Origin of the sequence: Micrococcus antarcticus, assembly GCF_044872765.1 — a bacterium.
Classification (GTDB): Bacteria; Actinomycetota; Actinomycetes; order Actinomycetales; family Micrococcaceae; genus Micrococcus.
The window spans coordinates 313,151-327,326 of record NZ_CP085253.1; the positions used below are offsets into that span (position 1 = coordinate 313,151).

The window sequence follows — 14,176 nt, forward strand, 5'->3', positions numbered from 1 at the left end:
TGTGGACATCTCGCACAGCCTCTCGGCGTGTCCCGCATGCCCGCGCGGATCGCCGCCGGGCGCCCGCTGTGGACAGCTCTGGGGACAGTCCCACCCGTGGAATTACATCCGTGTCACTACTACATCTAGGGATGCGCAGGCTCCGGCATCACTAGATGTAGTATCGATCGGGACCGGACAGAACACCTCCCGTTCACCCGGGAGACGTCATTTCGGGCCCCTCACGGGCCCACGAGGATCGAAGGAACAGGGAAGCCGCATGACCGTCACCGTGTACACCAAGCCCGCCTGCGTGCAGTGCAACGCCACCTACCGTGCGCTGGACAAGAAGGGCATCGCCTACGAGGTCGTGGACATGTCCCAGGACCCGGCCGCCCTCGAGCGCGTGCGCGCCGCCGGCTTCATGCAGGCCCCCGTCGTGATGACGGAGACCGACTCCTGGTCCGGCTTCCGCCCGGACAAGATCGACGAGCTGGCCACCTCCGTGGCCGCCTCGGTGGCCTGATCCCCACAGACCGCGCCATGAGCCCCACCCCTGCGGACCAGACCCACATCCGGTCCGCACAGGCGCAGGGCCTCACCCCCACGGACGCGCAGCTGATCTACTTCTCGTCGACGTCCGAGTACACGCACCGCTTCGTGCGCAAGCTGGACCTTCCCACCGGCCGAGCGGCACGACTTCCCCTCCGGACCCCGGAGCCCACCCTGGGGGCCACCGCGCCGTTCGTCCTGCTCACCCCCACCTACGGCGGGGGAGACGGCGACGGCGCGGTGCCCAAGCAGGTGATCAAATTCCTGAACGTCCCGGGCAACCGAGCGCTCCTGCGCGGGGTGGTCGCCTCCGGGAACACCAACTTCCACGAGGGGTACTGCCTCGCGGGCTACATCATCGCCCGCAAGTGCCAGGTCCCCCTGATGTACAAGTTCGAACTCATGGGCACCCCCGACGACGTCACCGCCGTCCGGGAGGGCCTGAAAGGACTCCAGCCATGACCGTCACCGAACAGGACCTGATCCAGCAGGCCAAGACCATGCCCCCCGAGTGGCAGAACCTCGGCTATCACGAGCTGAACGCCATGCTGAACTTGTACGGGGCGGACGGGCGCATCCAGTTCGAGGCCGACCACGCCGCCGCGCGCCAGTACTTCCTGCAGCACGTGAACACCAACACGGTGTTCTTCCACGACCTCGAGGAGAAGCTCGAGTACCTGCAGAAGAACGACTACTACGAGACCGAGACCTTCGAGCAGTACCCGTTCGAGTTCGTCAAGGACCTCTTCGGCCGCGCCTACAAGGCGAAGTTCCGCTTCCCGACCTTCCTCGGCGCGTTCAAGTTCTACACCTCGTACGCGCTGAAGACCTTCGACGGCAAGCGCTACCTGGAGCGCTACGAGGACCGGGTGTCCGTCGTCGCCCTCCACCTGGCGCGCGGCGACCAGGAGCTGGCCACCCACCTCGTGGACGAGATGATCTCCGGCCGCTTCCAGCCGGCCACCCCCACGTTTCTGAACGCGGGCAAGAAGCAGCGCGGCGAGCTCGTCTCCTGCTTCCTGCTGCGCATCGAGGACAACATGGAGTCGATCGCCCGCGGCATCAACTCCGCCCTGCAGCTGTCCAAGCGCGGCGGCGGCGTGGCCCTCTCGCTGACCAACATCCGCGAGCACGGCGCGCCCATCAAGCAGATCGAGAACCAGTCCTCCGGCGTCATCCCCGTGATGAAGCTCCTCGAGGACTCCTTCTCCTACGCGAACCAGCTCGGCGCGCGCCAGGGCGCCGGCGCCGTGTACCTGCACGCGCACCACCCGGACATCCACCGCTTCCTGGACACCAAGCGCGAGAACGCGGACGAGAAGATCCGCATCAAGACCCTCTCGCTCGGCGTCGTGATCCCGGACATCACGTTCGAGCTGGCCAAGCGCAACGAGGACATGTACCTGTTCTCGCCGTACGACGTCGAGCGCGTCTACGGTGTTCCCTTCTCCGAGATCTCCGTGACGGAGAAGTACGACGAGATGGTCGACGACGCCCGCATCAAGAAGACCAAGATCAACGCGCGCGAGTTCTTCCAGACGATCGCGGAGATCCAGTTCGAGTCGGGCTACCCGTACGTGGTGTTCGAGGACACCGTGAACCGCGCGAACCCCATCAAGGGCCGCATCACGATGTCCAACCTGTGCTCCGAGATCCTCCAGGTCTCCGAGGCCTCCGAGTACAACGAGGACCTCACCTACGAGCACATCGGCCAGGACATCTCCTGCAACCTGGGCTCCATGAACATCGCCAAGACCATGGACTCCCCGGACTTCGGGCTCTCCGTGGAGACGGCGATCCGCGCGCTGACCGCCGTGTCCGTGATGAGCGACATCCAGTCGGTGCCGTCCATCGCCAAGGGCAACGCCGCCTCCCACGCGATCGGCCTGGGGCAGATGAACCTCCACGGCTACCTCGCCCGCGAGCGCGTGCACTACGGCTCCGAGGAGGGCATCGACTTCACGAACATCTACTTCTACTCGGTGCTCTTCCACGCCCTGCGGGCCTCCAACCGGATCGCGATCGAGACCGGCCAGCGGTTCGGCGGGTTCGAGGACTCGAAGTACGCCTCCGGGGAGTTCTTCGACACGTACACGGACACCGAGTGGAAGCCGGCCACCGCCCGGGTGGCACAGCTCTTCGCCGACGCCGGCATCACGCTGCCCACGCAGGACGACTGGCGTGCGCTGAAGGCCTCCGTCATGGAGCACGGCATCTTCAACCGCAACCTGCAGGCGGTTCCGCCCACGGGCTCCATCTCCTACATCAACAACTCGACGTCGTCGATCCACCCGGTGGCCTCGAAGATCGAGATCCGCAAGGAGGGCAAGCTCGGGCGCGTGTACTACCCGGCACCGTTCCTCTCCAACGACAACCTCGAGTACTACGAGGACGCGTACGAGATCGGCTACGAGAAGATCATCGACACGTACGCCGCCGCCACGCAGCACGTGGACCAGGGCCTCTCGTTGACGCTGTTCTTCAAGGACACCGCCTCCACGCGTGACCTGAACCGCGCGCAGATCTACGCGTGGAAGAAGGGCATCAAGACGATCTACTACATCCGTCTGCGCCAGCTCGCGCTGGAGGGCACCGAGGTCGAGGGCTGCGTGTCCTGCATGCTCTGATGCGCTGAGCGCCCCGCGGGGTCAGGTCTTCCTCCATCCCTGCGGGCCCCGTGCAGAAAGTGGCGAGGACATACGGCCATTCCGACCCTTCGGGGCCGGGAGGCCGTATGTCCTCGCCACTTCTTCGTCAGGGGCGACGCCGGCCCTCACGCCCGCCAGTACGCCGAGCCGTCCGCCTCCCGGGCCAGCACCCCCAGGTCGCACGCGTGGCGGCGGAAGAACGCCACGTCGACGACGAACAGGGCCAGTCGGTCGTTCAGCGTCGCCTCGCTGACGCGGTCACCGGGGGAGAGGACCCGCTCGGCCACGGCGCGAACGGTCCCGTCCACCGCGTCGAGAGGGAGGTCGGGCACGGCGATGCGCGCGCCGTCGAGCACGGCCAGCGGGCTCACCGCCCGGTCCAGCGCGGCGGCCGCGTCCGCGAGGAACGCCTCCTCGAGGACGGGCGCGCCGTCGTCGCCAGAACGGGCCAGGCCCACGGACTCGGCGCCCTTCAGCGGGCCGTGGTGTTCGCTCCCGACGTCGGCCCCGGAGAGCAGGGCGGCGACGGCCCGGCGGATCTTCGGGTTGCGCAGCATGGCGACGAAGGAGCGGGTGGGACACAGGGACTGGTGCATGCGGCTCAGGCTAGTCTCGGCCCTTCCCTCCGGGTGGGCGAGGACACTCCGGACGCCGCTCCGCGCGGCTCGCCGCCGACGGGGTGGGCGTCCTAGACTGTCAGTTCCGAATGGCTGCGCGTCGAGCCCCCTCGAGGGCGCTCCGTGCTTCCATCATCGGCGTTTGCTCAACAACCCATGTGAAGGACGTGTCCTGCCGTGACCGCTATCCAGGAACCGACGACCGACCACGGTCCCTCGGTCAAGAACCATCTCGTCGAGGCCGTCAACTGGAACCGGATCCAGGACGAGAAGGACGTGGAGGTCTGGAACCGCCTCGTCAACAACTTCTGGCTGCCGGAGAAGGTGCCGCTGTCCAACGACGTTCAGTCCTGGGCCCACCTGACCGACGACGAGCGCCTGCTCTCCATGCGCGTGTTCACCGGCCTGACTCTCCTGGACACCATCCAGGGCACCGTCGGTGCCGTGTCCCTCATCCCGGACGCGCTGACGCAGCACGAGGAGGCCGTCCTGACGAACATCGCGTTCATGGAGTCCGTGCACGCGAAGTCCTACTCCTCGATCTTCTCCACGCTCTCCTCCACGAAGGAGATCGACGAGGCCTTCCGCTGGTCCCGCGAGAACGAGAACCTGCAGCGCAAGGCGCAGATCGTCGTCGACCGCTACGACGGCGAGGACCCGTTCAAGAAGAAGATCGCCTCGACCCTGCTGGAGTCCTTCCTCTTCTACTCGGGCTTCTACTGGCCCATGTACCTCTCCTCCCGGGCGCGCCTGACCAACACGGCGGACCTGATCCGCCTGATCATCCGGGACGAGGCCGTGCACGGCTACTACATCGGCTACAAGTACCAGCGCGGCATCGAGGCGCTGCCCGCCGAGCGCCGCGAGGAGCTGAAGAACTTCACCTTCGAGCTGCTCTTCGAGCTGTACGAGAACGAGGTCGAGTACACCCACGACCTCTACGACGCCGTGGGCCTGGCCGAGGACGTGAAGAAGTTCCTCAACTACAACGCCAACAAGGCCCTGATGAACCTGGGCTACGAGCCGATGTTCCCGGCCGAGGTCACCAACGTGAACCCGGCCATCCTCTCGGCGCTCTCCCCGAACTCGGACGAGAACCACGACTTCTTCTCCGGCTCCGGCTCCTCCTACGTGATCGGCAAGGCCGAGAACACCGAGGACGAGGACTGGGACTTCTGATCCCGCGCTGACCCGCGGCGTCTCTCCGCACGGACCCACGACGCCGGCCGTCCGCCTCCTTCACGGAGGCGGGTGGCCGGCGTCGTCTGTGTCTCCGGTGGGCCGTCCGTGACGTTCTGCGACATCAGGTGAGCACCTGCCGGAAAGGCCGGGCCATCCTGCGATAGGATCGGCGTCAGCTTCAGGAGAAGCGGCTTTCGGCCCCGCCCCACCGGCGGGACCACGTGGTCCCACGACGAGCCGCTCGCCAACCCCATGTTCACGGGTGGCATCGGACCGAGAAGCGGCCCCCCTCCGCCGCACGGAGGCCCCTGACGGGGCACAGTGCGGTGGCTGGAGGACGGGCAAGAGCATCGTCGAAAGGAACCCCGGCCATCGGCCCGGGGCGAGCCACGCCCCCCTGCGCCACGCGCGCCGGCCCCTCTGGCCCGCCCTGCCGCGCCCACAGCCGTCCCACCGCCCCCAGCGGGCGCCACCTCATCGAGGAGAACCCCATGACGCAGAACATCACCCGCCGCTCCTTCGCCGGCCTCTCCCTGGCCGCCGTCGGCGCCCTCGCTCTCACCGCGTGCAACTCCCAGTCCGAGAACAAGGGCTCCTCCGCCTCGGGCTCGGGCGACGCGAAGAAGGTGCGCATCGGCGTCGTCTCGGAGAACGAGACCCACCGCCTCCTGGCCAAGATCGCCAAGGAGGAGCACGGCATCGACGTCGAGATCCGCAACTTCACCGAGTACACGCAGCCCAACCCCGCGCTGGACAACGGCGACGTGGACATGAACTGGTTCCAGCACATCGCCTACCTGGCCGACTACAACCAGGCCTCCGGCAAGGACCTCACCCTCATCGGCACCACGGAGATCATCCCGCTGCCGCTCTACTCCAAGAAGTACAAGGACCTCAAGGAGTTCCAGAAGGGCGACGCCGTCGCGATCCCGAACGACACCGTCAACCAGGCGCGCGCGATCAACGTCCTGGTGGCAGCGGGCCTGCTGAAGCTCAAGAACGACACGATCCGCCCCGAGGTCCGTGACATCGACGAGGCCGCCTCCCTCGTGAAGGTCCAGCCCGTGGCGGCGCAGCAGACCGTCAACGCGCTCGAGTCGGTGGCCGGCTCGATCATCAACAACACCTTCTCCGCGGACGCGGGCATCGACACGACCACCGCCCTGTTCAAGGACGACCCGCAGGCCGACTCTGCCAAGCCCTTCGTCAACGGCTTCGCGGTGCGCCGCGCGGACCGCGAGAACGAGACCTACAAGACCGTCGCGGACCTGTACCACGACGAGCGCGTGCTCGCCGAGTCCGCCAAGCTCTCCTCGGACACCTCGGTGCCGGTGAAGCTGGACGAGGGGCAGATCGACGAGACCCTGAAGCAGTACCAGGATGCCATCGCGAAGCAGGGTGCCTGAGCCGGTGACCGGTTCGCACACCCCTGAGCACCCGGCGGCCGTCACGGCCGCCGGTACCCCGAGGCGCGCCACGCAGGGCGCCCCGGGGGAGGACATCATCGTCTTCGACCACGTCAGTCGCGTGTTCGCCACCGGCGGCCGCGAGGTCACGGCGGTGGACGACGTCTCCCTGTCCGTCCGCCGCGGTGAGGTCTTCGGCGTCATCGGGTTCTCCGGAGCCGGCAAGTCCACCCTGATCCGCATGATCAACGGGCTGGAGAAGCCGACGTCGGGCACGGTCACCGTGCTCGGCGAGCAGGTCTCGCACCTCTCCGAGGCGCGCCTGCGACCCCTGCGCACACGGATCGGCATGGTGTTCCAGCAGTTCAACCTGCTCACCTCCCGCACCGTGGCGGGGAACGTGGAGTACGCCCTCGCCACGGCCGGGTGGCCGCGGGGCGACCGCAAGGCCCGCGTCGCGGAGCTCCTCGAGTTCGTGGGGCTGGCCGACAAGGCGCGGCACTACCCCGAGCAGCTCTCGGGCGGGCAGAAGCAGCGCGTGGGCATCGCCCGCGCGCTCGCCGCCGAGCCGGAGATCCTCCTGGCCGACGAGGCCACGAGCGCCCTCGACCCCTCCACCACCCAGGAGGTCCTCACCGTGCTGCGGCGCGTCAACGAGGAGCTCGGCGTGACGATCGTGGCCATCACCCACGAGATGGAGGTCATCCGCTCGATCGCCGACCGCGTGGCCGTGATGGACACCGGCCGTGTGGTGGAGTCGGGGAAGGTCTACGACCTCTTCTCCCGTCCGGCCCACTCGGCCGACGCCGCGTCCTTCGTGGCCACCGCCCTGAAGGACCGCCCCACGGCGGAGGAGGTCGCCCGCATCCGCGAGCGCACCGCCGGCCGCCTGGTGATGGTGTCCCTCAAGGACGCCGCCGCCGTGTCCGGGGTGCTCGGCACCGCCGCACAGCGCGGGGTGGGATTCGAGATCGTCCACGGCGGCATGTCCGCCACCAAGGACTCGGCCTACGGCCTGCTCACCGTGGCGCTCACGGGTGAGCCGGCCGCCGTCGAGGCGTTCGTCGCGGACCTGGCGGGCGCCGGGGACGTGCAGGAGGTGCAGCACCCGTGATCCAGGACATCCAGAACCTCGACTGGGACTACTACGGCCCCGAGCTGCTCTCCGCGATCGGCGACACCCTCTACATGGTGGGGTGGGCCTTCCTGCTCGGCGGCATCCTCGGCATGCTCGTCGGCATGGTGCTGTACACCACGCGGCCGGGCGGCATCTACGCCAACCGGGTGGCCTACGCCGCGATGAACTTCGTGGTCAACCTCATCCGGCCGATCCCGTTCGTCATCCTCATCGCCGCCCTGCAGCCGCTCACCATCCAGGTGGTCGGCACCGGCATCGGCAACACGGCGGTCGTGTTCTGCATGATCTGGGCCTCCACGTTCGGCATCGCCCGCATCGTGGAGCAGAACCTCGTCTCGCTGGACCCCGGCGTGATCGAGGCGGCCCGGGCCATGGGCGCCTCCCGGATGCGGATCATCCGCACCGTGGTGCTCCCCGAGGCCCTCGGCCCGCTGATCCTCGGCTTCACGTTCGTGATCATCTCCCTCGTGGACATGTCCGCCATGGCCGGCATCATCGGTGGCGGCGGCATCGGCAACTTCGCCATCGTCGAGGGGTACAACCGGTTCCGCCCCGAGATCACGTGGCTCGCCGTCGCGGTCGTCATCGTGCTCGTCCAGGCGCTGCAGCTGGCAGGCAACGGGATCGCCCGCCGGGTCATGCGCCGCTGAGCGGAGGCTCGTCGCGCTGTCCTGCCGCGCCCCACTCGACGCCGGCCGGTCGTCTCCCCACGGAGGCGACCGGCCGGCGTCGTTCTGGCAGACTGCCGGGCATGACCACTGATGCCCACGACGGCGGCGCCGAGACCGGCGCTGAGCCCCGCGCGTACTACGTCCGCACCGCCGATCCCCGCACCACCGAGGAGGGTGTGCGCATCGCCGACGTCCGCTCCACCGTGCACGCTCAGGGCGCGTGGCGGCCCGAGGAGATGCACATGGCGGCCGTGTCCGCGCTGCTCGTCCATGAGATCCAGGCGGAGTTCGGCAAGGACGGCCTGCGGATCGCTCGCCTGAGCTTCGAGATCCTCGGCACCCTCTGGTCCGGCGACCTGCACGTGGAGACCCGTGTGATCCGCCCGGGAAAGACGATCGAGCTCGTGGAGTCCGTGCTCACCGCCCGCGAGCGGGCCGTTCTGACCTGCCGCGCGTGGCTGCTCACGACGACGGACACGTCCGCCGCCCTGAACATCCCCGACGAGCTGCTCACCCCGCGCGAGGAGTGCGCCGGCGAGGGAGCCCTGTCCGGGTGGGGCGGCGGCTTCATCGCGAGCCTCGACGGACTCGAGGCCCCCGGCCACGAGCCCGGCCACGGCCGCGTCTGGCTGACCTCGGACGTCGCGATGGTGGACGGGGAGACCACCTCGGACCTCGTGCGCCTGATCGGACTGGCGGACGCGGCGAACGGCATCGCGCCGGTGCTGCCGCCCAAGCCGGGCGGCTGGTTCTTCCCGAACGTGGATCTGCAGATCCACCTGTACCGCCAGCCGACGGGCTCCTGGCTGGGCATCGCCAACCAGGTCACCGTGGGCCCGGACGGCGTGGGCCTCACCTCCTCCGTGCTCCACGACGACGGCGGCCCCTTCGCCCACGCCGAGCAGACCCTGACCGTGCGCCCGTGGCCAGAGGCGTGAGCGGGTCCGGACCGACGGACGGATCGAGGGACGAGGCGTCGGACGCCGCGGACGGTGGTCGCCTGAAGCAGCCCGGGGAGGGCGCGGCGCCCCAGGGGGTCCGCTGGTTCGTGCAGGGTGAGTCGTTGGGCGCGACCGAGGACCTCGACTGGGCCATGGACGCGCTCGGCCAGTTCCGGGCGGCCGCGGCGGCGGGCACGCCGATGGCCGACCTGATCCGGGTCTACGTGCCGGAGCCCACCGTGGCCTTCGGCCAGCGCGACACCCGGCTGACTGGGCACGCGTCCGCCGTCGACGCGTGCCGTGCCCATGGCTTCGCGCCAGTGACGCGCCGGGCCGGGGGACGGGCGGCGGCCTACCACCACGGCTGCGTGGTGGTGGACCACCTCGCCCTCGAGGAGGACGCCGGGGTGCGCCAGCAGGCACGGTTCTCCGAGTTCGCGGACCTGTTCGTGCGGGCGTTCGCGCGGATGGGGGTCGAGTCATCCGTGGGGGAGATCCCGGGGGAGTACTGCCCGGGCGAATTCTCCGTGCAGGGGCCGGCACCCGGGCATCCGGTGAAGCTGGCCGGCTCGGCGCAGCGCGTGGTCAAGGGGGCGTGGCTGTTCTCCACCCACGTGGTGGTCGCCGACGCCTCCCCGCTGCGCGCCGTGCTCACTGACGTCTACCGCTCGCTCGGGCTCGAGATGGACCCGCGGACCGTCGGCGGGGCGGACGACGTGCGACCCGGGGCCGCGGTGCCGGCGTTCACGGTCGCCCTGCGTGACGAGTACGCGGCGTGGGCGCAGGGGCAGGGGCGCGGCGTCGTGGACGTCTGAGCGCCGTCGACGCCCGCGAGGCGCGCCACGAGGGCGGTGTCGGCGGCGATCACGGTGGAGACGTGGCGGCTGCTCACGCGGAGCCCCCCACCCCGCCCACTGCGCCCGTCGTGGCCAGCGCCGCGAGGTCGCGCTTCAGCCGTGCCTTTGACCGCGGCGCGAAACCGGCCGCGAGCGCATGCGCCCGGCGCTCCGCGTCCGTGCGGTACAGCGCCCAGCCCCGCTGCACCAGGAACGGGACCGGCTTGCGCCGTTCGGCGACGTCGCGGCCGAACCGGCGCACCGCCGTCGTCCCCCGCCACTGGTCGATGTACCAGGCCTCGAACGGGACGCCCGCGCGGGTGAGCGCCGCCGGCATCTCCTCCGCGAAGATGCCCTCGGCCACGATCACGCCGTCCGGTTCCAGCGAGACGGCGGTGTGCCCGAGCACGGAGGACGTGGAGATGTCGTAGTCGGGGACGCGGGAGACGCCCTCCTCGAGGAGCTCGACGACGGCGTCCACCGCGGCCTGCTCGTTCCACGTCCCGGGGTGGTCCCAGTCGATCTCCCCGTAGGGGGTGCGCGGGAAGACGGGGCCGGAGCCGCCGCCGTCGTCGGACTGCTGGAAGTAGAACGCGTCCAGCGGGAGGTGGGGGCGCCCGTAGCGCCGGGCGAGGTAGGACTTGCCCGAGCCGGAGGCACCTCCGAGGAGGACGACGCGCGCGGCGTCCGTCAGGGTGTCCACGGGGCTCAGTGACCCCGCTCGATCCACTCCTGCAGGTGCGGCTTCTCGTCCCCGATGCGGGTCGAGCCGCCGTGGCCCGTGTGGACCACCGTGGACTCCGGCAGCGTGAGCAGGCGCTCGCGGATCGATTCGATGATCGTGTCGAAGTCCGAGTACGAACGGCCCGTGGCGCCGGGCCCGCCCTGGAAGAGCGTGTCGCCGGAGAACAGCACGCCGGTGGGGGTGCCGTCGTCGTCCTGCTCGCCGAGGTCCGGGGCGTGGAGGCACACGGAGCCGGGGGAGTGCCCGGGCGTGTGGAGCACGCGCAGCTCGACGCCGGCCACACGCATCACGTCGCCGTCGGTCAGGTCGCCGTCGGGGGCGTCGTCGGGGAAGACGGCGTCCCACAGCATGCGGTCGGCCGGGTGCATCAGCACGGGGGCGTCCACCATCTGGCGGAACTCCTGGACCTGGCGGATGTGGTCGTCGTGGCCGTGGGTGAGGAGGATGGCCAGCACCTGGCGGCCGGCCACCTTCCTCCACACGGCGGAGGCATCATGCGCCGGGTCGATGACGACGCACTCCTCCGCGCCGCCGACGACCCACACGTTGTTGTCCACCTGGTGCGTCTCGCCGTCGAGGGAGAACGTGCCGGAGGTGACGGCGTGGTCGATGCGCGCGGCCATCAGAGCACCACCACCGAGCGCAGGACGTCGCCGGACTTCATGGTCTCGAAGGCCTCGTCGACCTGGTCGAGGGCGACGGTCTCGGTGACGAACTCGTCCAGGGGCAGGCGGCCCAGGCGGTACTGCTCCACCAGCATGGGGAAGTCGCGCTCGGGCAGGCAGTCGCCGTACCACGAGGACTTCAGGGCGCCGCCGCGGCCGAACATCTCGAGCAGCGGCAGGGTGAGCTGCATGTCCGGGGTGGGCACGCCCACCAGCACCACGCGGCCGGCGAGGTCGCGCGCGTAGAACGCCTGCTCGTAGGTCTCGGGGCGGCCCACGGCCTCGATGACGACGTCGGCGCCGAAGCCGCCCGTCGCGGCGCGGATGGCCTCCACCGGGTCCTGCTCCTTGGAGTTCACCGTGTGGGTGGCGCCCAGCTCGGTGGCCTTGGCAAGCTTCTTGTCGTCGATGTCCACCGCGATGATCGTGGTGGCCCCGGCGAGCTTCGCGCCCGCGATCGAGGCGACGCCCACGCCGCCGCAGCCGATGACGGCCACGGACTCGCCGCGCTTGACCGCGCCGGTGTTCATGGCGGCGCCGATGCCGGCCATGACGCCGCAGCCCAGCAGGCCCACGGCGGCCTGCTCCTCGACGCCGTCCACGCCGTCCACCGTGGTGCACTGCTTGGCGTGGACGAGGGTCTTGTCGGCGAAGGCGCCGATGCCGAGGGCGGGGGAGAGCTCCGTGCCGTCCTCGAGGGTCATCTTCTGGGCGGCGTTGTGCGTGGCGAAGCAGTACTCGAGCTGGCCCTTCTTGCACGCGCGGCACTCGCCGCACACGGCGCGCCAGTTGAGGATCACGGTGTCGCCGACGGCCACGTGGGTGACGCCCTCGCCGATCGCCGAGACCACGCCGGTCGCCTCGTGGCCGAGCAGATACGGGTACTCGTCGCCGATGCCACCCTGCACGTAGTGCAGGTCCGTGTGGCACACGCCGCACGTCTTGACGTCGACGACGGCCTCTCCCGGTCCCGGGTCGGGGATGATGATGGTCTCGATGCTGACGGGGGCGTCCTTCGCCATGGCGACGACGCCGCGGACCTTCTGTGGCACGCTGACTCCTTGTGCAGTGGGGGTGGCTCGGTGTCCATCCCACCACACGCGAGGCCGGGGTGGCATCCGGTGGGGACCGGCGGCGACCCCGTTGTGGTGGGGCACACTGGGGGCATGTGCGGACGGTATGTGATGGCCCGGGCGGCCGGTGACCTCGTCAGGCTGGGCGGCGGCATGCTGCCCGATGAGACGCTCGAACTGCGGCCCAACTGGAACGTGGCCCCGACGGCGGACGTGCCGATCCTGCTGGAGCGGGCGATGGACGGGGACGGCGCGGGGGCGTCTGGCGGGGGCGAGGCGCCCGACGGGGAGGTGCGGCGCGAGCTGCACGTGGCGCGGTGGGGACTCGTTCCGCCGTGGGCGAAGGAGCTGTCCGTGGGGTCGCGGGCGTTCAACGCCCGGTCCGAGACGGTGGCACAGAAGCCGACGTTCCGGGCGGCCGTGCGTTCGCGCCGTTGCGCGGTGCCGGTGGAGGGGTACTACGAGTGGAAGAAGCCGGAGCCCGGGGCGAAGGGAGCCGACGGGAAGGCCGCCGAGAAGCAGCCCTTCTACGTGCACCCGGCCGGCGCCGGTGACGGCGAGGGGCCCGTGATCTGGTTCGCTGGGCTCTACGAGTGGTGGCAGGACCCGGAAGCGAAAGCCGCGGGAGAGGACGCGTGGGTGCTCTCGACGTCGATCCTGACGATGGCGGCGCCGAACATGGAGGCGGAGGATCCGCTGCTGGCGGAGCTGGGGGAGCTGCACGACCGGCTGCCCGTGCCCTTGGGAGCCGAGGCGATGGCCCGCTGGCTGGAGCCCGGGAAGCTCGGGTCGGCAGAGGAGGCCGAACTGCTCGTGGACGAGGTGTGCGCGCAGGCGTACGGCGTGGCGTCGGGGTGGCGCCTGCGCCCGGTGGGCTCGGCCGTGGGGAACGTGCGGAACAACGGCCCGGAGCTGATCGAGGAGCCCGGCGAGGTGCAGGAGCGACTCCTCTGAGGTGGGCCGGGTGGGGCGCCCGGAGGTGAGCCGAGGAGCGGCCTTCAGCCGCCGTCCGGGGCGTCGATGGGCCCGGTGCAGCCCCACGCGGAGGCGTCGGCGCCGCAGTCGTCGGCGACGTTGCGCGTGACTGTGCGCCAGATGTCCGCGGTGACCGGGGCGGCGTCCAGGGTGATGGTGCCGGGGATCAGCTGCCACTCGCCGCCGGCCACCCGGTACTCGCCGACGTACACCGTGGTCAGCCCGACCGTGTAGGACCCCGTGTCCTCGTAGACGTGGCTCGTGGGGGTGGGCACGTTGAACTCGGGCTGCGCGTGGCCTCCGTCGTGGGTGGTCACGGTGCCGGTGCCGTCACCGTAGGTCCAGTGGAAGGTGACGGGCGTGGCGCGGAGTTCGATGTCCTGGCCGGCGATGGTCGTGGTCAGGAAGACCGGCTGCGCGAGGGTGTAGAAGTTGGTCTCCGCGTTGCGGACGCCGCGGCCGGCGTTGTCCGACTCGATCGTCGGCTCCAGGACCAGGAGGGTGCGGACTTCGTCGATGGTGACCGGGGGAGCGGCGTCGCCTGCGGCGCCGATGGGAGCCGGGCCGGTGCCGGTGCCCGTGCAGATGGGGGTGGAGTAGGTGACCTGTGGTGTACCTGTACTGATGTCAGTTGTCTCCGTCATAACCCACTCGCCACCGTCAGGACAGAACTTTTCCTTCTGCTCTTGACAGGTTTTGAAGTCTGGGTTGCCCACCTGGTTCGGGTCGCAGGCGTTCATTGTGACGT

Annotated in this window: 15 protein-coding genes; 10 read left to right on the forward strand and 5 right to left on the reverse strand. The window is 69.8% G+C overall.

What is annotated here, in order from left to right; translation table 11 throughout:
* Positions 1-259: 259 nt before the first annotated feature.
* The 3 genes from nrdH to nrdE are packed head-to-tail and all read left to right on the forward strand — an operon-like array spanning position 260 to position 3,158.
* Positions 260-505, forward strand: coding sequence for a glutaredoxin-like protein NrdH (gene nrdH, locus LG274_RS01515; RefSeq protein ID WP_248116842.1), 246 nt, complete (start codon positions 260-262; stop codon positions 503-505).
* A 17-nt stretch (positions 506-522) separates the two neighbouring features.
* A complete protein-coding gene (gene nrdI / locus LG274_RS01520) occupies positions 523-993 on the forward strand; it encodes a class Ib ribonucleoside-diphosphate reductase assembly flavoprotein NrdI (RefSeq protein WP_298710397.1) in 471 nt (156 codons plus the stop codon).
* A complete protein-coding gene (gene nrdE, locus LG274_RS01525) occupies positions 990-3,158 on the forward strand; it encodes a class 1b ribonucleoside-diphosphate reductase subunit alpha (RefSeq protein WP_404464973.1) in 2,169 nt (722 codons plus the stop codon). The genes nrdI and nrdE overlap by 4 nt, the downstream gene beginning before the upstream one ends.
* 146 nt (positions 3,159-3,304) lie before the next feature.
* Here the strand turns inward: nrdE and LG274_RS01530 are convergent, their stop codons facing one another.
* Positions 3,305-3,775, reverse strand: coding sequence for a DUF2087 domain-containing protein (locus LG274_RS01530; protein ID WP_404464975.1), 471 nt, complete (start codon positions 3,773-3,775; stop codon positions 3,305-3,307).
* 207 nt (positions 3,776-3,982) lie between these two features.
* Between LG274_RS01530 and nrdF the strand changes: the two genes are divergently transcribed.
* The 6 genes from nrdF to LG274_RS01560 all read left to right on the forward strand — a co-directional run bounded on the left by nrdF (position 3,983) and on the right by LG274_RS01560 (position 9,949).
* Positions 3,983-4,975: a class 1b ribonucleoside-diphosphate reductase subunit beta gene (gene nrdF, locus LG274_RS01535; RefSeq protein ID WP_298986381.1), complete on the forward strand. Its 993-nt coding sequence runs from the start codon at positions 3,983-3,985 to the stop codon at positions 4,973-4,975.
* 494 nt (positions 4,976-5,469) lie between these two features.
* Entirely contained in the window at positions 5,470-6,384 is a 915-nt protein-coding gene (locus LG274_RS01540) for a MetQ/NlpA family ABC transporter substrate-binding protein (RefSeq protein ID WP_298710389.1), read from the forward strand.
* 4 nt (positions 6,385-6,388) lie between these two features.
* Positions 6,389-7,498: a methionine ABC transporter ATP-binding protein gene (locus LG274_RS01545; RefSeq protein WP_298710387.1), complete on the forward strand. Its 1,110-nt coding sequence runs from the start codon at positions 6,389-6,391 to the stop codon at positions 7,496-7,498.
* The gene (locus LG274_RS01550; protein ID WP_298710385.1) at positions 7,495-8,172 is read left to right on the forward strand and encodes a methionine ABC transporter permease; all 678 of its coding nucleotides are present in this window, start codon (positions 7,495-7,497) and stop codon (positions 8,170-8,172) included. The genes LG274_RS01545 and LG274_RS01550 overlap by 4 nt, the downstream gene beginning before the upstream one ends.
* A gap of 101 nt (positions 8,173-8,273) precedes the next feature.
* The gene (locus LG274_RS01555; RefSeq protein ID WP_366371811.1) at positions 8,274-9,131 is read left to right on the forward strand and encodes a thioesterase family protein; all 858 of its coding nucleotides are present in this window, start codon (positions 8,274-8,276) and stop codon (positions 9,129-9,131) included.
* A 62-nt stretch (positions 9,132-9,193) separates the two neighbouring features.
* Positions 9,194-9,949 (forward strand): biotin/lipoate A/B protein ligase family protein, encoded by a 756-nt coding sequence (locus LG274_RS01560; RefSeq protein WP_404465972.1) that lies wholly within the window; start codon positions 9,194-9,196, stop codon positions 9,947-9,949.
* Between the two features lie 73 nt (positions 9,950-10,022).
* On the opposite strand, the gene LG274_RS01565 is transcribed toward LG274_RS01560, so the two are convergent.
* The 3 genes from LG274_RS01565 to LG274_RS01575 are packed head-to-tail and all read right to left on the reverse strand — an operon-like array spanning position 10,023 to position 12,432.
* Positions 10,023-10,673 carry a uridine kinase gene (locus tag LG274_RS01565; protein ID WP_404464979.1) on the reverse strand — a complete coding sequence of 217 codons (651 nt, stop codon included), beginning with the start codon at positions 10,671-10,673 and terminating at the stop codon, positions 10,023-10,025.
* Positions 10,674-10,678: 5 nt separating this feature from the next.
* Positions 10,679-11,338, reverse strand: coding sequence for an MBL fold metallo-hydrolase (locus LG274_RS01570; protein ID WP_298710381.1), 660 nt, complete (start codon positions 11,336-11,338; stop codon positions 10,679-10,681).
* Positions 11,338-12,432, reverse strand: coding sequence for an S-(hydroxymethyl)mycothiol dehydrogenase (locus LG274_RS01575; RefSeq protein ID WP_298986320.1), 1,095 nt, complete (start codon positions 12,430-12,432; stop codon positions 11,338-11,340). The genes LG274_RS01570 and LG274_RS01575 overlap by 1 nt, the downstream gene beginning before the upstream one ends.
* 114 nt (positions 12,433-12,546) lie before the next feature.
* Here LG274_RS01575 and LG274_RS01580 point away from each other — a divergent pair, with 114 nt between their 5' ends.
* Positions 12,547-13,407 (forward strand): SOS response-associated peptidase, encoded by an 861-nt coding sequence (locus tag LG274_RS01580; RefSeq protein WP_404464981.1) that lies wholly within the window; start codon positions 12,547-12,549, stop codon positions 13,405-13,407.
* A gap of 44 nt (positions 13,408-13,451) precedes the next feature.
* On the opposite strand, the gene LG274_RS01585 is transcribed toward LG274_RS01580, so the two are convergent.
* Positions 13,452-14,072: a PKD domain-containing protein gene (locus tag LG274_RS01585; protein ID WP_404464983.1), complete on the reverse strand. Its 621-nt coding sequence runs from the start codon at positions 14,070-14,072 to the stop codon at positions 13,452-13,454.
* Positions 14,073-14,176 lie beyond the last annotated feature (104 nt).